We start from the raw sequence: 21,164 nt of genomic DNA, 5'->3' as shown, positions 1-21,164 counted from the left end.
TAATGTGAAGGTTAAACTATCAGAAGAGGATTTAATTGGAATTATAGATGAATATTTAAATATAGAAGGTCTTAAAATTAAATCCATTTTAATAAATGAATTTATAGAAGTAATAGGTTCATATAAAAAGGTTATAGATATTCCATTTAAACTTAACCTAGCATTTGGAAGTTTTTATAACAATGAGATAAATTTAAAGCTCACATCTCTTAAGGTGTACAAGATAGGGGTAATATCACCACTTAAAAAATATACCTTAAAGAAGGTTATAGAGGATTTAAAACAAAAGGGCGTATACGTTAAAGAAGATAATGTTACATTAGATTTAAATATATTATTAAAAGCTGTACCTTATGTAACATTTAAATTAGATTATATAGAATTATTAAAATCTTATGTGGAAGTTTCAGTTTCAACTTTAGAAATTTCATTAAATAAAAGTGTAGAATCTTTAAAAATTGAGGATGTCAAAGAAGATATAATCTATGATGATATTGAAAATTTAGAAAAGGTTAAAGATTGTTACTCTATAACTAGAGAAAAGGTTACACAAAACCTACCAGAAAGGTATAAAGAAACTATTGAATGGGCAATGATTATTCCGGATATTTTATCTTTAATTTATAGAATATTTAAAGATAAAAGAGTTAAGACGAAGACTAAAATAGCACTAGGTACATCTATTACTTATTTAGCTCTGCCATTTGATATTATTCCAGATAGAATACCTTTTATAGGTAAGATAGATGAATTTGCAGTAGCATTTTTTGCAATCAATAGAATAGTTAATGATGTACCGCTCCCTATTATATTAGAAAATTGGGAGGGTAAAAATAATATAATTGTAGTATTAAAAGAAGCCATAACTTATATAAATAAATTTAGTGGTGGAACAAATGTTGATAAATTATATAATGTTATTTTAAAATTTTCATAAAAAATAAGGTGAGGTAATAAATGGGAAAGAAGTTTTATGCCATAAAAGAGGGGTATGATAGTCTAAAGGGTCAAAAGGTAACAAATGAAATCGTTACTAGTTGGAACCAGTGTTTAAGTTATGTTAAAGGCGTAAAGAGTGCTAAATATAAAAGCTTTGAGTCTTTGGTGGAAGCAGAAAACTTTTTAAAAAGTGATAGTAAACTTCTTAAAAAAGGTATAGATGAGTATCCAAAAAATATTCCTCAAATATATGTAGATGGTAGCTTTAACATAGTAACTGGAGTTTATGGATATGGATTTGTGGTTATAATAGAAGATGAAATTGTATATGTTGAAAAAGGAAGCGGTATAGAAGATAGCGAAAAGTGTTCAAGGCAAATAGCAGGTGAACTTAAAGCTGCACTTAAAGGAACTGAATATGCTTTAAAAGAAGGTTACAAGAATATAATAATATTTCATGATTATGAAGGAATAAGCCACCATGCTACAGGATATTGGGAAAGAAAAGGAAAATCATCGCAAGATTATTATAATTTCATGAATTATGCTATGAAAGAAAATGGATTAGAAATAATATTTGTTAAAGTAGATAGTCATACCTTAGACTTATATAATGAGCTAGCAGATGAACTTGCAAAATCTGCTGCAGGAGTAGAAATAAAAAATGTATTCAACAAATTACTTAAAAAACAAGAAATAAAAGTAATAAACCAGCATATAATTGAAGATATCGGAGACATAGTAAGTGAGTCTTCTAAAGAGAATATAAAAGTTTCTAAAATTTTTAATGAAGGTCCTAGGAAAGAAAGTAAAAATCAAAACATGGGGTTACAAACAATAAATAGTGTAGAAGATGAAAATGAAATATTGTATGCTATAGAAAAAATAAAAAACCTTTCACTTAAAGATACTAATAAATATTTAAAATCATTAGATATTAAATTAAAAGATAATATTATAATTAATCTTTTAAAATAAGGTTTTATTCATTCTCCAATTATTACAACGTTTAATAATATAAAAAGTGTATAAACTACCTATAGAAATAAAAAAAAGGGGTGGTTAAACATGAAAAAGACTAAATTTATCACAGGAATGACTACTGGAATTGCTATAGGTGCTGCTGTTAGCATGATGAGTACTGACATGATAGACAAAAAAACTAAAAAGAAGATTAAAAGATCAGGAAAAAGCATAAGAAATGTAGCAGATAGCATGTACAGCGGAATGTCAAATTTTATGAAATAATGATACAAAAAAAGAGAAGCTTAATTTTTATTAAGCTTCTTTTTTTTAGATTTTATTTAATTGAATAGAACTTATAAAAACTTATAGGTATGTGGGAATATGATGATGGAATGTAATTATATGTAATAAGATGTAAAAAAACTAAAGAAAAAATTAAAGCATACTCTATTTATACTAAAAAATATAGGGTTTACGCTAAAAATATGGTATAATAAAACAGAATATTCATGCAAAGTATTAGATCATTAATATATATTATGAAGGAAGAGTGATTATGGAGATTTTATCTTTAGGAGAAAAGATTAAAAGACGGAGAAAAGAATTAAATATGACATTAAAGGACTTAGCTAAAGACAGGATAACCCCAGGACAAATAAGTTTAGTAGAGTCAGGTAAATCTAATCCTAGTATGGACTTATTAGAATATTTAGCCTATGCCCTTGAGACTTCTGTAGATTATCTTATGGAATCTGAGGAAAGTCAAGCAGAAAAGATTTGTTTGTTTTTTGAGAATATGGCAGAAGCTAATATACTTAATGAAGATTTAAATAGTGCCATTGGATATATAGAAAAGGCTTTATATTATGGAGAAAAATATAACTTAGAATATAGAAAGGCAAAAAATTTATATCTAAGTGCTATCATACATAAATCTCGAAATGAATATGGACTCGCACAACAACTTTTTTTATCATCAAATGTTATATTCATAAAAAACAATAGCTATGAAGATATTGTAAAAACATTTTTAAATTTAGGCAAGGTTACATTTGATGCAAAAGCTTATTATTCCGCTAGTAGTTATTTAAAGCAAGCAGAAAAGACATTTTTAGAAAACAATATGGGTGATGATGCCTTGATAGGTGAGATATATTACTATATTGCAAATACATTCTATAAACTAGAAAGTTTAAATGAGGCAATAAGCTATACTTATCTTGCAAAAGAAAAGTTTAGTAAGCTAGATGATAAAAAGAATTATGCAAAGTCACTTCTTTTATTAGCAGACCAATATAATAAAAAAGGTGATGTAGATAATGCTATAAAATATTCTGTGAAAACCTTAGACATATTCAGAGAGTTAAAAGATTCATTTCAAGTATCTCAGATTGAAAACAATTTAGGAAAATTATTTTATGAGTTTGAAAATATTGAGCAATCATTTAAACATTTTAATAAAGCAAAAGACATGCGTTTAAGAAATGAGGATCCTAAAATAGTAGAGACACTTATAAATATTTGTGAAAATTACATAAAAATAAAAGATAAAGAAAACTGTATAAAGGCTTTAAGTGAGATATCATCTAAAATAGAAGATGGTGACAACGATGCTTTAATAAAATATTACCTTTTAAAATATAAAGTAGAAATGTTAGAACAAAATAGTTCGGAGGCAGAAAATACCTTAATAATGGCTTTGAATTTTGCGAAAAATATGGAAATTTATAAAGAAGCTGCAGAAATATCAATAATTTTAGGAAATTATTATATAGAAAATAAAGATGACAAGGGCGCAGCTAAATATCTTAATGAAGGGGTATTAATGTTTAAGAAACTAGGAGTAATTAAGGATATTTAGGTACAAAAACCATTGAAAATAATTTTTATTTGGATAGGTGTGATAAGTTATGGAAATATTATCTACGGGAGAGAAGATTAAAAGAGCTAGAATATATAAAGGGGCTACATTAAAGGATATATGTGAAGATGAAATATCAGTATCCAAAATGAGCTGTATAGAGAATGGTAAGGTTGTGCCAGAAAGAAGGGTTGTAGAGTATATAGCAAAAAAGCTTAATTTAGATGTGGATTATCTTATGAAAAACACTGATGAACAAATAAAAGACAATATAGAATTGTTGAAAAATAGCAAATTTAATGATGAGGTAGAGGAGAAACTCCAATATAATTTGGAATATTCACTAGAATGCAAATATTATAACTTGGCATTTGAAATAGTACATATTTTATTTGATGGATACTTAAAAGTTGGTAAGTTCGAAAATATTCAGATTATAAACGCTAAGTATTACGATCTTTGTCAAAAGTCAGATCCTTATAATAGCAGACTTATTTATTATAAGGATATGGCAAAATATTTATATATGAATAAAGAATATTTACAAGCAGCTACCTATTATAATTCTGTAAAAAAGTATTTAGCTGAAAATGAAATGCAAGATTATGAAATGTTATCAACAGTTATATACAATGAATCAGCATGTTATATGATGATAGAAGACTATGATAAAGCTTATGAAGTTATTTCTACAGTTATAGATATTTTAGATAGTGTGAAGGATGATACCAAAAATGCAGAAATTTATCATTTACTTGCTATATTATCCTTAAAAATGGAAAAGGATAACTTTGAAGAATATGAAGAGAAATCTTATAAATATTTTAAAGCGGATAACAAGGGAAAAGCTAATGCTATGTTAAACTATGCTATCCCGATGTTCGAAAATGGCTATAAGGATAAAGCTACAAAATATATAAAAGAAGGGTTAAATATATATCCAAAACATGATAAAAAGGAATTAGTAGGATGTATGCTAAGGTGTATAGAAGTATTGGTGGAAAATGGTATACTAGATGAAGCACAATTAATTTCTAATGAAGCTTTGAATCTGGCTATAGATTGTGATGATATAAATCATATAGAAAAGTCATATTACTTTAAATCTGCTATATTACAAAAGCTTGGACATTACGATAAAGCTGACATGTATATGAATCTTTCTACAGATGCCTTGTTTAAATATGCAAATAATCAAGAACGATATGAAAGATATATGGAAATGGGAAATATGTATTATAAGATGGGAGATATAAGTGAAGCTATAAAAAATTTTACATTAGCAATAAGCCTTCAAAAGAAGATATAATAGATGTCTTTTTTTAGATATAATTAAAGATTTTAACGATATATTTAATGAAAAAAGATTGTATTACATTGTAGTATAGTCTTTTTATTTTTATGATATATTGATAAACTATATAATATATCATAAAAATAAAAAATATGCTTAGGAGGAGAAGATGTATGAATATAGAAAAGTTAACATTAAGAGTACAACAATCATTAAATGATTCTAATGCTTTGGCTGTAAGTTACAATCATCAACAAATTGATATAATACATCTCTTTGCAGCACTTGTGCAGCAAGAAGATGGACTTATACCAAATATATTAGAAAAAATAGGGGTAAATTTAAAAGCACTAAGGGATAATATAGACAGTGAATTAGAAAGATTACCTAAGGTGTTAGGAAGTGGTGCTGCTGGAAATTCTGTATACCCTACAAGAGGCATAGAAGAAGTATTTATTGCAGCAGAAAAAATAGCCAACAATTTTAAAGATTCTTATGTTAGTGTTGAGCATGTTATGTTAGCAATAATGGATATAGATTTTAAAGGACTTACAGGAAAGATAATGAAAAATAATGGGATAGTTAAAAAAGATTTTATGAATGCGTTAGCTAAAACTAGAGGAAATCAAAGGGTAGATACTGTAGATCCAGAAGGTACCTATGATGCTCTAAAAAAGTATGGGATGAATCTTGTAGAGCTTGCTAGAAACCATAAGTTAGATCCTGTCATAGGAAGAGATGAAGAAATAAGAAGAACTATTAGAATATTATCTAGAAGAACTAAAAATAATCCTGTATTAATAGGTGAACCTGGAGTTGGTAAAACAGCCATAGTTGAAGGTCTTGCAGAAAGAATTGTAAGAGGAGATATTCCAGAGACTCTTAAAGATAAGATAATATTTTCATTAGATATGGGAGCTTTAATTGCGGGAGCTAAATATAGAGGAGAGTTTGAAGAAAGATTAAAAGCGGTATTGAAAGAAGTTCAAAGAAGTAATGGAAAAATAATTTTATTTATTGATGAACTTCATAATATAGTAGGAGCAGGTAAAGTAGAAGGTTCTATGGATGCGGGTAATCTTATAAAACCTCTATTAGCTAGGGGAGAGCTTCATTGCATAGGTGCCACTACCTTTGATGAATATAGGCAGTATATTGAAAAAGACAAAGCTTTAGAAAGAAGATTTCAACCTGTAATAATAGGAGAGCCATCTGTAGAAGATACCATATCTATATTAAGGGGATTAAAAGAAAGATTTGAAATACATCATGGAGTAAGAATTCATGATTCAGCTTTAATAGCTTCAGTTAAATTATCTGATAGATATATAACAGATAGATTCTTGCCAGATAAGGCCATAGACCTTATGGATGAAGCTGGTGCAATGATAAGAATGGAAATAGATAGTTTGCCTACAGAACTTGATATTATTAGAAGAAGGATATTCCAACTAGAAATTGAACTTGAAATCTTAAGTAAAGAAAAAGATAGCTTTTCTAAAGAAAGATTAATGAATTTAGAAAAAGAACTTAGTGAATTAAAAGAAAAGGATAAGGCTATGACAGCTAAGTATGATAAAGAAAAGTCTCATATCTTAGAAGTTAGAGATTTAAAAACTGAACTTGACGATGTTAGGGGTCAAATTGAAAAGTACGAGAGAGAATATGATTTAAATAAGGTAGCAGAATTAAAGTATGGCAGGCTTCCGCAAATAGAAATGAAGATTGAAGAAAAAGAAAAGTTAATTAAAGATAACTACGAAGGGGCACTGTTAAAAGAGGAGGTAACGGAGGAGGAAATATCTAATATAGTATCAAATTGGACGGGTATTCCTGTTTCAAGACTTTTAGAAGGGGAAAGAAATAAACTTTTAAGACTGGAAGATGAACTAAAATTAAGAGTTATAGATCAAGAAGAACCTATAAAGGCTGTAGCAAACGCTGTTATTAGGGCAAGGGCAGGACTTAAAAGTCCAAACAAACCAATTGGATCTTTTATATTTTTAGGCCCTACAGGAGTTGGGAAGACAGAACTTGCTAAAACCTTAGCTAGAACATTATTTGATAGCGAGGAAAATATTATAAGAATAGATATGTCAGAATACATGGAGAAGTTTTCAGTATCTCGACTTATAGGTGCACCTCCAGGTTATGTAGGTTACGAAGAAGGGGGTCAATTAACAGAAGCTGTTAGGAGAAAACCATACAGTGTTATACTTTTTGATGAGATAGAAAAAGCTAATGAAGATGTATTTAATATATTTCTTCAAATTTTAGATGATGGAAGGTTGACTGATAATAAAGGTAATATTATAGATTTTAAAAATACAATTATAATTATGACATCTAATATAGGAAGTCAATATTTACTTCAAAATAATCAAGAAGATTATATAGAAAGTCATATAAAAGATGCGGTATTGAAGGAAATGAAAGATAGATTTAAACCAGAATTTCTTAATAGAATGGACGACATAATTTTATTTAAACCATTATCTAAAGAAGGAATAATAAAAATAATAGATATATTTTTGAGGGATTTAGATTATAGATTAGAAGAAAAAAACATAAAATTAAATATAACAAAAGAAGTAAAGATGCTTATAGCAAAGGAAGGCTATGATCCTATCTATGGTGCAAGACCACTTAAAAGATACATCGAAAATACTTTAGAAACAAAAATAGCTAGAAAAATTATTTCCGGAGAAATAAAAGAAGGTAATAATATAAAGGTAATCATGGAAGATGGAGAAATAACAATTAAAGAAGGTATTAATAAATAAATATGAGGTTAAAAATATAATAATAAAAAATAAAAAGGTTGCCAAAATATCATGTATTTCGGCCACCTTTTTATTTTAAAATTTTATCCGATGTCTACCAGACCTAACACCCCTATCCTCTTCAAAGTGGGGGATGACGGCTGCTACGCCCCTTTATAAGTTTTTCTAAGACTCAGATGGAGAGATGTATTCCTTATAAGCAAACTCAACCTGAGTCTAAGAATCACTTGATAAGTTATATTGTTTAAATTTGTTCATGCTATCTACATTTTTAAAGTATTTGTCTATAGTAGCTCCACCAAGACATTCTAAGTCATCATAAAAAACTACCTCTTGACCTGGCGTTATAGCCTTTTGCTTGTCTTCAAATTCTACAAAACATGTATCATCTTCCATAATAGTTACTGTAACATCTTGATCTGGCTGTCTATATCTAAATTTAGCAGTACATTTAAATCTGCTAGGCTTAGGATTACTGCTTATAAAACTTAGATCTGTAGCTATAAGACCATAAGAATATAAAAGAGGATTATCCTCACCTTGAGCTACGTAAAGTATATTGTTTTTAAGATCTTTTTCAGCTACGAACCAAGCGTTACCTTCACCACCTATACCAAGTCCTTTTCTTTGCCCCAAAGTGTAGTACATAAGCCCATTATGATTCCCTTTTATTTCTCCAGATAAAGTCTTTATGATACCTGGTTTTGCAGGCAAAAATTCGCTTAAAAATTTATTAAAATTTCTTTCACCAATAAAACAAACTCCAGTGCTATCTTTTTTATCTGCAGTTTCAAGATTTGCCTTTTTTGCTATTTCTCTTAGCTTTGGCTTTTCTAAATGACCTATTGGAAATAATGATTTAGAAAGCTGATATTGATTTAACTTACATAAAAAATAAGATTGATCTTTATTAGTATCATCACCTCTTAAAAGTTTGTATTCACCATCTTTAAATACTACATTGGCATAATGACCCATAGCTATATAATCGGCATCTAATTTTAAAGCCATATCTAAAAAAGCTTTAAACTTTATTTCTTTATTACACATTACATCCGGATTTGGAGTTCTACCTTTTTTATATTCTTCTAAAAAGTAGGTAAAAACCCTGTCCCAATATTCTTTAACAAAATTCACGGTATAATAAGGAATTTCTAATTGATCGCAAACTCTTCTAACATCGTCATAATCTTCTGTTGCCGTGCAGGCACCATCATCATCTTTTTCATCCCAGTTTTTCATAAATATACCCACCACGTTATACCCCTGTTCTTTAAGTAATAATGCGGCCACAGAAGAATCAACACCACCAGACATTCCAACAATCACTTTTGTATCTTTAGGATCTTTCATATATATCAATGTCAAAAAATGACATCTTCCTCCCTTCATATTAATAATTCTATTATACATACATATACTTTCTTTGGCTATTTTACTGACTAAATATTTTTAACACAAAATGCTTTATTAATCAATATCTTATAAAATATAATTAAAAGATATTATTTCAAGGTATATTTTAAGATGATAATTCTAATACTACTAAGGTAAATAAAACATTATAAAAGGAGAGGTTAAAATGCAATTAAATCAATTAGAATTACAAAATTTAAGGCATCTTATAGGAGCTCATGAAACAGCAAATAAGAAGCTTAGTGATTATGCACAAAATGCTACAGATCCACAAATAAAACAAATGTTTGAAAAGTCGGCTACAGATGCAGAAAATACAAAACAAAAATTAATTAACTTTTTAGGATAAAAGGAGGAGTATAAATGCAAGATAAAGAAATGGTTAATGATGTTTTATCTATGGTAAACAGTAGTCTTACAGGATATGCAAGTGTTATAAGTCAAACAGAAAATCAGCAATTAAGGCAAACTATTCAACAAATAAGAAATTGTGATGAAGAAGGTCAATATAACTTATTTAAAGTTGCATCCCAAAAAGGATTTTATAAGCCAGCAGCACAGGCGAATCCAACAGAGGTACAAGAAGTTAAATCACAGTTTAATTATTAAAGCATTTAGACCTAAGGGTATTAAATTTGAAGTTTAATTAATTCTAAAAATATAAAGATAAATTAAATAATAAAGGCTTTCAAATTAATAATTTGAAAGCCTTTATTGTTACATATTTCACATAAGGACATCTTAAAGCTCAAATATAAATATAAAATTGAAGTTTTTATTAACTATTTCATAATATAGAACTTAAAAGCCAAGACTTATATTAGATTATTTTTAAAAAATAGATTAACATTTATAAAAAGAAGTGATAAAATAACATTAGTCGATATTCTTTTAGAAATCGAACTCATACACAGTAAAACAAATATTCAACTTATATCCTATAAGGAATAAGAGTGAGGAGGATGTCATGGAAAATAGAACAACACTATCAAAAACAAGACAGCTTACAGTGGTAGGAATGCTATCATCCATATGTATTGTGTTAGGTGCTACAGGATATGGATTTATTCAGCTCCCTATAGCAAAAATAACTATAATGCATATACCTGTAATAATCGGCGCAATAGTAGAAGGACCTAAGGTTGGAATGCTTATTGGATTTATGTTTGGAGGTTTTAGCCTTATACAAAACATAGTTGCTCCAAATATGTTATCTTTTGCATTTATAAATCCTTTAGTTTCTATATTGCCAAGGGTATTAATTGGTTTAACATCTTATTATAGTTATAAACTAATTAAGGTGAAAAATGAGTCTTTAAGGATAGGTATAGGAGCAGCGGTAGGGTCTTTAACAAATACAGTAGGAGTTTTATTTATGATATATATACTGTATGTGGACAAGTATGCAGAAGGAAAAGGTCTTACTGTCGCTAAGGCAACAAAAACTATTTTTGGGATAGCATACACTAATGGTATTTTAGAAGCCATAGCCGCAGTGTTAATAACCGTTTCTGTAGTAGGAGCTGTAAACAAGATAATAAAAGATAAAAAGCATACTAAATAAACTTTAAATAAATAAATTAAAGCTTGCATATTAAAAGTGCAAGCTTTAATTATTTAAAAGTATTTTAAATAATTAGATTTAATATTAAAAAAGATTATTTAAAATCATTTTCATTAAAATCTTTATTTGATTCATGATAATCTACATCTTCAAAGGGTTTATTAAAATTAGGATCTTTTTTAATTAAATCTTTTTTATCTGGCAAAACAATAGCAGCAGCAATATAAACTATAACACCTACAAAATAAATAAAGGCCAGAGCAATCCAAGCTAATCTTACAATAGACACATCTATATTAAAATATTCAGCAACCCCAGCACAAACACCAGAAATCATTGATTGTTCTTTAATTTTATATAATCTTTTTTTATCATTCATATAAATTCCTCCTAACATGAAATTTGTTTTTATGATTACATTATATAATTATAAGTGTATTATAACTAGTTATCAGGGTAACAATTTAATATGACTATAGTAATATTAAAATAAGTAGTGGATATATATTTATATAATGTTTATAATTAATAAGAAGAAATTAGAGATAATAATATAAAGTAGGTGATATATATGGAAATATATTTAGATAACAGTGCTACCACAAAACCTTATGATGAGGTTACACAAATTTTAGTATCTACAATGAAAGAGGTTTATGGTAACCCATCTTCTTCTCATAAACTAGGTGTTATGGCAGAAAAAAAATTAAATGAGGCTAGAGACACCATTAGTCACACTATAAATTGTTCAAAAGAAGAAATTATATTTACATCTGGGGGTAGTGAAAGTAACAATCTTGCTATAAAGGGTTTTGTTAAACCTGGCAATCATATTATAACTTGCGCTACTGAACATTCTAGTGTTTCAAATACAATAAAAGAAATGGAAAGACAAGGCGTAAAAGTTACATATCTTTCTTTGGATACAGAGGGAAAGATTGACTTAGAGGAGCTTAAAAATAGTATAAATAAAGATACGGTGCTTGTTTCTTTAATGCATGTAAATAATGAAACTGGTATAATCCAAGATTTAAAGTCCATAGGTAATATAATAAAAGAAAAAAGTCATAGAGCTAAATTTCATGTGGACTCAGTGCAAGGTTTTGGAAAATTGAAGATAAATGTAAAAGAATGCAATATTGACTTACTATCTGCTAGCGGACATAAAATTCATGCACCTAGGGGTGTAGGATTTTTATATATAAAAAACCAGCTAAGACCTAAACCACTTATTGAAGGCGGAGGACAAGAAAAAGGTTTTAGAGCAGGTACCGAAAATGTTGCATCTATAGTTGCATTAGCATTAGCAAGTAAGATGATGAATGATAATATAAAAGAAAATTATATTAAGGTTAACTCTGTTAAAGCATACTTTATTGAGAAATTAAAAGAGTTTGAAGGGGTTAGGATAAATAGTCCACTAAAAGATGAATTTAGCCCTTATATATTAAATGTAAGCTTTAAAGATATAAAAGGAGAGGTTTTACTTCATGCTTTAGAGGATGATGATATTTATGTTTCTACAGGATCTGCATGCTCATCAAAAAATTCTAGGGAAAGCAGAATCTTAAAAGCTCTTTTAGTACCTAATGATTACCTAGAAGGTGCTATTAGATTTAGCTTTTCAGAGTTTACAACTAAAGATGAAATAGATTATACTTTGCAAGTGCTTAAAAAGTCACTTGGATTTTTAAGGAGAGTTAAAATATGAAAAGAATAATATTGGTAAAATATGCATCAGAAATATTTCTTAAGGGCCTAAATAGAAATAAGTTTGAGAAAAAGCTTAAAGAAAATATAAAAAAGGTATTAAAAGATATTGATTATGAGTTTATAACAGATCAAAATAGATGGTTTATAGCAGGAGAAGACCTTCAGGGAATAATAGATAGAGTGAAAAGAGTTTTTGGTATTGCTGAACTTTGTATTGTGAGAATGATACCAGCAGAAATGGAAGAGATTAAAGTAGAGGCTTTAAAGGTTATGGAAGATATAAATCCACATGACTTTAAGGTAGAAACTAAAAGGGCAAACAAGGAGTTTCCGATAAATTCTTTAGAAGTCAGTAGGGAACTTGGTTCACATATATTAAGTAATATGGAAGATATGAAAGTTAACGTAAGTAAGCCTGAATATGTTTTAAATATTGAAATAAGAAAAAATGCCTATGTATACGAAAAGAAAATAAAAGCTATAGGCGGAATGCCTTATGGGATGAATGGAAGTACAATGCTTATGTTATCAGGGGGATTTGATTCTCCAGTTGCGGGATATTTAATGGGTAGACGAGGAGTAGAATTAAGCTGCGTTTATTATCATAGTTCACCTTATACTAGTGAAAGAGCTAAAGAAAAGGTAAAAGATTTATCAAAGATACTAGCGTCTTATACTGGGCATATAAAGCTTTATGTAGTGCCTTTTACTGACATACAAATGGGCATAGTTGAAAAGTGCAGAGAAGATGAACTTACAATAATAATGAGAAGATTTATGATGAGACTTGCCTGCGAACTTGCAAGCGTAAAGGGCATAGACTCAGTAACAACTGGTGAAAGTGTAGGGCAAGTAGCAAGTCAAACTATGGCAGGACTAATAGTAAGTGATGACGTAGCTGATAGACCTGTTTTTAGACCATTAATAGCTATGGACAAGAATGATATAATGGATGTAGCAAGGGAAGTTGGAACTTATGATACATCTATACTACCTTATGAAGATTGTTGTACTATCTTTGTTCCAAAGCATCCTAAAACTAAGCCAAGACTTAAAGAAATAATAAAGTCTGAAGAGGCTTTAGATATAGAGCTATTAGTAAAAGAAGCAATAAACAATACTGAATTAATAGAATTTTAAATATATAAAGGCGAAAAGTGTTATTAAATACTTTTCGCCTTTATATACAGTTAACAAAAAATTAAGATATATTATGACAAAAAACATAAAAATATAGTATAATGGGTATAGTTAAACTTAACAAAGGAGATGATTTTTTTGTTTAAAAAGAAGTATTTATGTACTTTCATAAGTGTTTCTTTGCTTTTTACTACGGTTAATGTCGTTTATGCAGCTCCGAGTTATGTAGATAAGAAAGAAAATGAAATACAAGAAAATAATAAAAAGATAAAAGACCTAGAAAATAGGAATAAAGAAATACCAAAGATACAAGGTGATTTAAAAGAAGAGTTAAACTCTCTTCAAGTTAAATTAGAGGAAAAAGAGCAACAGCTTGAAGATACAAAATCTAAGATAAATCATTACGAAAACGAAATAGCTAAGATTGAGGAAGATATCTCATCAATTTCTAAAGATATCAAAGAAACAGAAGACATAATTAACAAAAAGATTGAAGAAATAAAAAAGCGTGAAGAAGAAGAGAAAGAAAAGGAAGAAATACTAGGTCAAAGACTTAGAGGAATGTACATAAATAACCCAACAGATGCAATCCTAAAAGCTATTTTAGATAGTGGTGATTTTGGAGATTTAATTTCTAGGGTAAATAATATCAGTCGCATGATAAAACTCGATAAAGAACTTATAGAAGAAGTAAGAAGTATGAAAGAAAACTTAGAAAACGAAAGAAAAGGTTTGGAAGAAGAAAAAGTTAATTTAGATAAAAAAATGATTTCTTTATCAGTTAATAAAGAAAAGGTAAAATCTACTCAAAAGGAACTATTAACTGAAAAAGATAATGGACAAAGCATAATATCAGACCTTAATAATATTGAAAAAGATAAAAAATCAACTATAAATAAATTAGATAAAGAGAAGTCTTCAAATGAACAAGATGTGTCAAAACTTGTAGAATTTAATGATAAAGCAAGATCACAAATAGATAATTTTATTAAGAATCAAATTAATAATAAACCAGCAGACAAAACCCCACAAAACGACAAGGAACAAGGTAATTCATCAGGATTTATAAGACCTGTAGATGGAACCATAACTAATGGATTTGGTGAAAGAATTCATCCAATAACCGGGGTTAAAGGCATGCATCATGGAGTGGATATAGCAGTAGGAAGAGGAACACCAATAAAAGCAGCTCAAGGTGGTACGGTTATTACAGCAACATATAATGATATATATGGAAATATGATTATTTTAAGCCATGGGAATGGTGTACAAACTGTTTATGCACATGCTGATAGTCTTAATGTATCTGCAGGGCAGCAAGTGAAACAAGGACAAGTTATTGCAAAAGTAGGTTCCACAGGTATGAGCACAGGTCCACATCTTCATTTTGAAGTTAGAATAAATGGAAGTGTAGTAAATCCTATGTCATACATATAACAATCTAAAGAATACAAAAAGAAAGCGTATAATATTATGTGCTTTCTTTTTTCTTATATATATATTATATTAATTGTGGATAATATAATTAAGAAAGGAGTTAAGATATGGATAAAGAAATAATTATGAATATGGATGCAAATATGCTTCTAAGTATATTAAACATGAAACTAAGAGATGAGTTCAATACATTAGAAGATCTAATTAAAAGTTATGATTTAGATAGAGAATTATTAACAAATAAATTATCAAAATCAGGGTATATATATAATGTTAAAATTAATCAGTTTACACAAAAGTAGTTGTATGAGGTGGAAAAGTAAAATAAAGCTTATAGATTTTTAAAATTATAATATGTATTTAAAAGAAAGAAGGGTACTTTGTATGAAAGATTCAAAAGAAATAAATGAATCTATATTAAAAGATAATGTAGAACATGGTTATGAAGGATACACAGAAAATATATTTAAAGAAAAGGTTATAAAATCATTTGGTTGTGGATGTCAGGGAAGAGATGCATCTAAGGGTGAGTCAAGGTGTAATTGTAAAAATAAAAGATAGTGCTACTTTATATAAAGTTTAAAAAACTTCTTAATAAAGCTCCTCTTAAATTTATAGTTTAATTTAAGAGGAGCTTCATTAATTTTAAAGTTTACATGTATGGATGTAGTTCAAATATAAAGATAATATCTATATTATTCCTTTTCCATTAAGAAAAGATTTATACTTCATATCAGTTATAAGTATGTGGTTACTTATCCAATCCAACAAAAAGGAAAGTGCCTCTAACATGGACCTTTTTTGGTTTATATAGATATCCTCATTAAATTCTAAGCTTTTTATCTTATTTATAAAAGTATCATGCTGAGCTTTATGTACAGCAATATTTTCATATCCATTGTTAATCATTAGCTCTTCCTCAAATTGAAAGTGATAGATTGTATAATTTGTTAGTTCGTTAAAAATTTGTTTAACCTCATCATATTGATCAGTTATAACATCATATTCCTTTAGACAATCAGATAACCTATTAGCAATTTTAAAAAGTTCTTTATGCTGATTGTCTATATCACTTATATTAACACTATAAGATTCTTTCCAAAGAAACATAAAAATTCCCCCTTACTTAATATAGATATATAATTATAGCATAAAATTATATATCTATATTGTAAAATTGAGTTTGTGGAAGAATCTATGATTAATATCAATAAGATTTTACCTTTAAAAATTAACTTAGCTTGAAAAACAAATATATAAATGCTATAATTCATTGATAATACAAAATTGTATTATACACAAAATAAAATAAAATCACAAGATGGAAATATACAGTAAATCTATCTTTTATTAAAGTAGTCCAATTATATTACGAATGGCTAGGAGGGGAGATATGGGTAAGCCTAGTATATTCAGTAAAGATTACCAAAGGAAGATGCGGAAACGAAGATTTAAAGTAGTAATTATAATATTGATTATAATTATTGCCCTAGGAACTATCTTTTATAGTGAATATATACCTAATTTTATAGAAGAAACAAAGAAACAATATAAAGTTAACAAAGAAAAACAAGATATAGAAGAGCAACAACAAATTGAAGAAGAAACAAAAATGAAAGAAGAAACATTAAAAGTTGATGAAAAAGAGGATGAAGAGTCTACAGAAGAACTTTATTATGAAGTTAGGGTTACTAATGATTCTATAGTGAAACTTATATATGAAGAACAAAACCAAGAAAAAAGATACAAGTTTTTAGATGTTAATGGACAAAAAGTAAGTTTTGATATAAACCCTTCAGGGAAAAATATGATTATATATGAAGAGGATACTCAAAATTTATTTATTTATGACATTGATGGACAATATGTAGATGGTACTTTAAAAGGGTTTACATCATCATCTTCTAATAAGACTTTCAACAAAAATGAAGTGCTAAATCAAGATCCTACTTATATATGGTGTGGTACGCCTAAATTTTATAATGATAACAAAATAGCATATATAAGTCAGTTACCATGGTTTGGAAAAGAAGAAAAATATATATGGACCTTAGATTTGAATGATTTATCGCACAAAAATACAAATATATCAGGCCAAAAATTAATCATAAATGGTATCAAAGATAAAGGCCTTGAAATAGATGTGGATGGTACTTTAAATTATATAACAATTGATGATAATATAATAAAATAAATATTTTAGACACTTTATAAAAAAAGACTATTAGTTTAACCTTAAATTTAAATTATTCCATATAATATTTGAAATAGTTTTTATAATTATGTTATAATGTGTAGGTTAATATATAGCTTTTAATATAAGAGTTTATTAGGAGGAATTACAAGATGAACGTTAAAATGGAAAAACCAGAAATAAATATGGTTGAACTGGAAATTACAGTAGATGCTAAAAAGCTTAGTGAAGCATTGAAGAAATCATATAATAAGAATGTAAAGAAATTCAATGTACCAGGATTTAGGAAGGGTAAAGCACCAATTGGAATCTTAAAACAATATTATGGCATAGAAGTACTTTATGAAGATGCTATAAATTTCTGTTGTGAAGATACATACCCAAAAGCTATAGAGGAAAATAATCTTGAAGTAGTGGATTACCCTCAAATAGACATAGTTCAGTTAGAAGAAGGAAAAGATTTTATTTACACTGCAAAAGTTGTGGTTAAACCTGAAGTTGAACTTGGAGAATACAAAGGACTCGAAATCAAAAAAACAAAACATGAAATAGATGAAGAAGAAGTCCAAAAACAACTTAAAGCTATGCAAGAAAAAAATGCTAGATTAGAAGTTAAAGAAGAAGGCAAGGTTGAAGATGGTAATATTGCAGTTATAGATTTTAAGGGATTCATAGATGGAGAGGTTTTTGAAGGTGGAGAAGGAAAAGAATATCCACTTGAAATAGGATCAGGAACATTTATAGGGGACTTTGAACAACAATTAATAGGAACTGCAATTGGAGAAAGTAAAAATATTAATGTTGATTTCCCAGAAAATTACGGCAATGAAGATTTAAATGGAAAACCAACTACTTTTGAAGTAACAGTAAATGAAATAAAAGTTAAAGAACTTCCAAATTTAGATGACGAATTTGCTAAAGAAGTATCTGAATTTGATACTTTAGAGGAATTAACAAAAGATATAGAAGTGAAATTAGCACAAGATAATGAATTAAAAGAAAAAAGAGAATTTGAAGAGGCTGTAATAGAAGCTGTTTGTGCTAATACAACTATAGATATACCAGAAGTAATGATTAAAAAAGAGATAGATCAGATGATGAAGGACTTAGAGATGAGACTTCAATATCAAGGATTAGATCTTGAAACTTATTATTCATATACTAATAACACAGAAGAAAAAATGAGAGACTTCATGAAAGAAAATGCAGAAAAGAAAGTTAGAACTGACTTAGTTCTTCAAAAAATTAGTGAAGTTGAAAAAATAGAAGCTACAGAAGAAGAAATAAGAGAAAAGGCTATGGAAGTTGCAAGCCAATATGGAGATAAAGAAATAGAAAAAACAGCTGATTTAATTGTTAGCGCTCAAGGAGAATTATTAAAATCAGATGTAATAATTTCAAAGACTTTAGACTTTATAGTAGAAAGTAGTAAAGCCATAGAAGAATAATATTTAAATTACATTGCCAGAATAATTAGTTTCTGGCAATTGTTTTTAATACAATGGAATTTATATAGAATTTGATGTATAATTGATATACAATATTAAATAAACAATATTATATAGTTACAATATAAAAAATTGGTTATATTATATAATGTAAGATATTTTAAGGAGGTAATGGTATGAGTTTAGTACCTATGGTAGTAGAACAAACTAATAGAGGAGAGCGATCTTACGATATATTTTCAAGACTTTTAAAGGATAGAATAATACTTTTAAGTGATGAAGTTAATGACACTACTGCAAGCCTTATAGTAGCACAATTGCTTTTCTTGGAAAGCGAAGATCCAGATAAAGATATACATTTATATATAAATAGTCCAGGAGGATCAATAACATCTGGTATGGCTATTTATGATACTATGCAATATATAAAACCTGATGTATCAACTATATGTGTGGGTATGGCAGCTTCTATGGGATCATTTTTGTTAACAGCAGGGGCAAAAGGAAAAAGATTTGCTCTTCCTAATAGTGAAATTATGATACATCAACCACTTGGAGGATTTCAAGGTCAAGCAACAGATATAGATATACATGCAAGACGAATATTAAGAACAAAAGATTTATTAAATAAGATATTAAGTGAGAGAACAGGTCAACCAATTGAAGTTATAAAAAGAGATGTAGAAAGAGATTATTTCATGACTTCAGAAGAAGCTATGAATTATGGAATAATAGACAAAGTTTTAGTAAAAAATGAACTAGATGTATAAACTAACTTTTTTTAATTTGACCTTAGCGAGGTGTAACTATGGTAAAATATGATGATAAAAAGCAATTAAAGTGTTCCTTTTGTGGAAAAAACCAGGATCAAGTAAGAAGACTTATAGCAGGTCCTGGAGTTTATATATGTGATGAATGTATAGAATTATGTTCAGAAATTATTACAGACGAGTTTGAAGAGAGCTTGCAGTTAGATGTAACTTCAATTCCTAAACCAACTGAAATTAAAAATTATTTGGATCAGTATGTAATATCTCAAAATGATGCAAAAAGATCTTTAGCGGTGGCTGTTTACAATCACTATAAAAGGATAAATTCTAATGAGAGCGAACATGATGTTGAACTTCAAAAAAGTAATATATTATTGCTTGGTCCAACTGGTTCAGGAAAAACATTATTAGCACAAACTCTAGCAAAATTTTTAAATGTTCCTTTTGCTATGGCTGATGCTACTACATTAACAGAAGCAGGATATGTAGGTGAAGATGTTGAAAATATACTTTTAAAACTAATTCAAAACGCAGATTATGATGTTGAAAGAGCAGAAAAAGGTATAATATATATAGACGAAATTGATAAGGTATCAAGAAAATCAGAAAATCCATCTATAACACGTGATGTTTCCGGAGAAGGGGTTCAACAGGCACTTCTTAAAATGTTAGAAGGTACTGTGGCTTCAGTTCCACCTCAAGGAGGAAGGAAACATCCTCATCAAGAGTTTATACAAATTAATACTTCTAATATATTGTTTATATGCGGAGGTGCTTTTGATGGTGTAGATAAGATAATAGAAAACAGAACTAGAAAAAGTTCTATGGGATTTGGAGCAAGTATACAGTCTAAAAATGAAAAAGATATGGGTAAATTGCTTAAAGATATATTGCCAGGAGATCTTTTGAAATTTGGACTTATACCAGAATTTGTAGGTAGGCTTCCAATAGTTGTCACATTAGAAACTTTAGATAAAAATGCTTTAGTAAGTATACTAAGTGAACCTAAAAATGCTCTTGTTAAACAGTATAAAAAGTTGTTTGAATTAGATGATGTTACTTTAGATTTCGAAGATGGAGCTTTAGAAGCTATAGCTGAAGAAGCACTAAATAGAAATACAGGAGCAAGGGGTCTTAGATCTATAATTGAAGAAATAATGAGAGATATAATGTTTGATATTCCTTCGGATGAGGAAATACACAAAGTTATAATAACTAAGGAATCTGTAAAAACAAAACAACCTCTTTTCGAAAGGGTAGAAGGACAAAAAAGATTGCCTATGAAACCAAAAAAGGCTAAGAACAAAAAAGGCATAGAAAGTGCTTAAATTATAGAATTTATACTGTGCCATTTATTTAAATATAAGTTTAATTATAAACAACTCCTTAGTTCAAGGAGTTGTTTATTTTTAAATATAAGTAAATCTTTATATCTATATAAAATTAAAAATATTTAGGCTTTATTAATTCAATTTTATGATGATTATATGGGCATAAATATAAAAAAATGAATTTATATAGGTCTAGTAAGATTAACTCTATATTATAATTGAATTTTAATTGTAATATGTGTATACTAAATAAGATCGATTAATATATATAAGTGTATCTAAAACAATTTGATAATTAGAATCATTTG

General features: G+C 28.1%; 21 protein-coding genes. 18 read left to right on the top strand and 3 right to left on the bottom strand.

The genetic code is table 11. The features are described from left to right. The first annotated feature begins 4 nt into the window (after window positions 1–4). From BD821_RS09040 to clpB, 6 genes are all read left to right on the top strand, one after another. Window positions 5–937: a YkvA family protein gene (locus BD821_RS09040; RefSeq protein ID WP_169994090.1), complete on the top strand. Its 933-nt coding sequence runs from the start codon at window positions 5–7 to the stop codon at window positions 935–937. A 20-nt stretch (window positions 938–957) separates the two neighbouring features. Beyond that, window positions 958–1,917, top strand: a complete 960-nt coding sequence (locus BD821_RS09035) for a ribonuclease H1 domain-containing protein (protein ID WP_104410194.1) — start codon at window positions 958–960, stop codon at window positions 1,915–1,917. A 90-nt stretch (window positions 1,918–2,007) separates the two neighbouring features. Next, window positions 2,008–2,187, top strand: a complete 180-nt coding sequence (locus BD821_RS09030; protein WP_029450922.1) for a hypothetical protein — start codon at window positions 2,008–2,010, stop codon at window positions 2,185–2,187. Between the two features lie 274 nt (window positions 2,188–2,461). Beyond that, the gene (locus tag BD821_RS09025; protein ID WP_104410193.1) at window positions 2,462–3,766 is read left to right on the top strand and encodes a helix-turn-helix domain-containing protein; all 1,305 of its coding nucleotides are present in this window, start codon (window positions 2,462–2,464) and stop codon (window positions 3,764–3,766) included. A gap of 49 nt (window positions 3,767–3,815) precedes the next feature. After that, entirely contained in the window at window positions 3,816–5,075 is a 1,260-nt protein-coding gene (locus tag BD821_RS09020; protein ID WP_104410192.1) for a helix-turn-helix domain-containing protein, read from the top strand. 158 nt (window positions 5,076–5,233) lie between these two features. Next, window positions 5,234–7,843, top strand: a complete 2,610-nt coding sequence (gene clpB, locus BD821_RS09015) for an ATP-dependent chaperone ClpB (protein WP_104410191.1) — start codon at window positions 5,234–5,236, stop codon at window positions 7,841–7,843. 216 nt (window positions 7,844–8,059) lie between these two features. Here clpB and mnmA read toward each other — a convergent pair whose 3' ends face one another. After that, entirely contained in the window at window positions 8,060–9,196 is a 1,137-nt protein-coding gene (gene mnmA, locus BD821_RS09010) for a tRNA 2-thiouridine(34) synthase MnmA (RefSeq protein ID WP_104410190.1), read from the bottom strand. Window positions 9,197–9,425: 229 nt separating this feature from the next. Between mnmA and BD821_RS09005 the strand changes: the two genes are divergently transcribed. The 3 genes from BD821_RS09005 (at window position 9,426) to BD821_RS08995 (ending at window position 10,823) form a co-directional block, all read left to right on the top strand. Then, entirely contained in the window at window positions 9,426–9,608 is a 183-nt protein-coding gene (locus tag BD821_RS09005) for a hypothetical protein (RefSeq protein WP_029450917.1), read from the top strand. A gap of 14 nt (window positions 9,609–9,622) precedes the next feature. Continuing rightward, the gene (locus tag BD821_RS09000; RefSeq protein ID WP_104410189.1) at window positions 9,623–9,868 is read left to right on the top strand and encodes a spore coat protein; all 246 of its coding nucleotides are present in this window, start codon (window positions 9,623–9,625) and stop codon (window positions 9,866–9,868) included. 358 nt (window positions 9,869–10,226) lie between these two features. After that, complete coding sequence (locus BD821_RS08995) at window positions 10,227–10,823, top strand: ECF transporter S component (RefSeq protein WP_104410188.1); 597 nt, start codon at window positions 10,227–10,229, stop codon at window positions 10,821–10,823. A gap of 94 nt (window positions 10,824–10,917) precedes the next feature. Here the strand turns inward: BD821_RS08995 and BD821_RS13815 are convergent, their stop codons facing one another. Further along, window positions 10,918–11,202: a PspC domain-containing protein gene (locus BD821_RS13815; RefSeq protein WP_084170465.1), complete on the bottom strand. Its 285-nt coding sequence runs from the start codon at window positions 11,200–11,202 to the stop codon at window positions 10,918–10,920. A gap of 192 nt (window positions 11,203–11,394) precedes the next feature. Between BD821_RS13815 and BD821_RS08985 the strand changes: the two genes are divergently transcribed. From BD821_RS08985 to BD821_RS13440, 5 genes are all read left to right on the top strand, one after another. Continuing rightward, entirely contained in the window at window positions 11,395–12,534 is a 1,140-nt protein-coding gene (locus BD821_RS08985) for a cysteine desulfurase family protein (protein ID WP_104410187.1), read from the top strand. Continuing rightward, entirely contained in the window at window positions 12,531–13,676 is a 1,146-nt protein-coding gene (thiI, locus tag BD821_RS08980; protein WP_104410186.1) for a tRNA uracil 4-sulfurtransferase ThiI, read from the top strand. Before BD821_RS08985 ends, thiI begins: the two co-directional genes overlap by 4 nt. Before the next feature lie 138 nt (window positions 13,677–13,814). Then, window positions 13,815–15,113: a murein hydrolase activator EnvC family protein gene (locus tag BD821_RS08975; RefSeq protein ID WP_146076379.1), complete on the top strand. Its 1,299-nt coding sequence runs from the start codon at window positions 13,815–13,817 to the stop codon at window positions 15,111–15,113. A 107-nt stretch (window positions 15,114–15,220) separates the two neighbouring features. Beyond that, entirely contained in the window at window positions 15,221–15,415 is a 195-nt protein-coding gene (locus tag BD821_RS08970) for a DUF4250 domain-containing protein (RefSeq protein ID WP_029450909.1), read from the top strand. 82 nt (window positions 15,416–15,497) lie between these two features. After that, on the top strand, window positions 15,498–15,674 hold the full coding sequence (locus tag BD821_RS13440) for a hypothetical protein (RefSeq protein ID WP_157469581.1): 177 nt from the start codon (window positions 15,498–15,500) through the stop codon (window positions 15,672–15,674). Window positions 15,675–15,803: 129 nt separating this feature from the next. On the opposite strand, the gene BD821_RS08965 is transcribed toward BD821_RS13440, so the two are convergent. After that, window positions 15,804–16,223 (bottom strand): bacteriohemerythrin, encoded by a 420-nt coding sequence (locus BD821_RS08965; RefSeq protein ID WP_104410184.1) that lies wholly within the window; start codon window positions 16,221–16,223, stop codon window positions 15,804–15,806. Window positions 16,224–16,506: 283 nt separating this feature from the next. On the opposite strand from BD821_RS08965, the gene BD821_RS08960 reads away from it, so the two are divergent. The 4 genes from BD821_RS08960 to clpX all read left to right on the top strand — a co-directional run bounded on the left by BD821_RS08960 (window position 16,507) and on the right by clpX (window position 20,853). Then, complete coding sequence (locus BD821_RS08960; protein ID WP_104410183.1) at window positions 16,507–17,307, top strand: hypothetical protein; 801 nt, start codon at window positions 16,507–16,509, stop codon at window positions 17,305–17,307. Window positions 17,308–17,459: 152 nt separating this feature from the next. Continuing rightward, a complete protein-coding gene (gene tig / locus BD821_RS08955) occupies window positions 17,460–18,755 on the top strand; it encodes a trigger factor (protein ID WP_104410182.1) in 1,296 nt (431 codons plus the stop codon). A gap of 176 nt (window positions 18,756–18,931) precedes the next feature. Continuing rightward, complete coding sequence (gene clpP, locus BD821_RS08950; RefSeq protein ID WP_029450905.1) at window positions 18,932–19,525, top strand: ATP-dependent Clp endopeptidase proteolytic subunit ClpP; 594 nt, start codon at window positions 18,932–18,934, stop codon at window positions 19,523–19,525. 38 nt (window positions 19,526–19,563) lie between these two features. Beyond that, window positions 19,564–20,853: an ATP-dependent Clp protease ATP-binding subunit ClpX gene (gene clpX / locus BD821_RS08945; RefSeq protein WP_104410181.1), complete on the top strand. Its 1,290-nt coding sequence runs from the start codon at window positions 19,564–19,566 to the stop codon at window positions 20,851–20,853. Window positions 20,854–21,164: the final 311 nt, after the last annotated feature.

Origin of the sequence: Clostridium algidicarnis DSM 15099 (assembly GCF_002934235.1) — a bacterium.
In the GTDB taxonomy this organism is placed as follows: Bacteria; Bacillota; Clostridia; order Clostridiales; family Clostridiaceae; genus Clostridium_L; species Clostridium_L algidicarnis.
The sequence above is the reverse complement of the archived record's forward strand: the minus strand, read 5'-3'. Positions and strand labels throughout refer to the sequence as shown.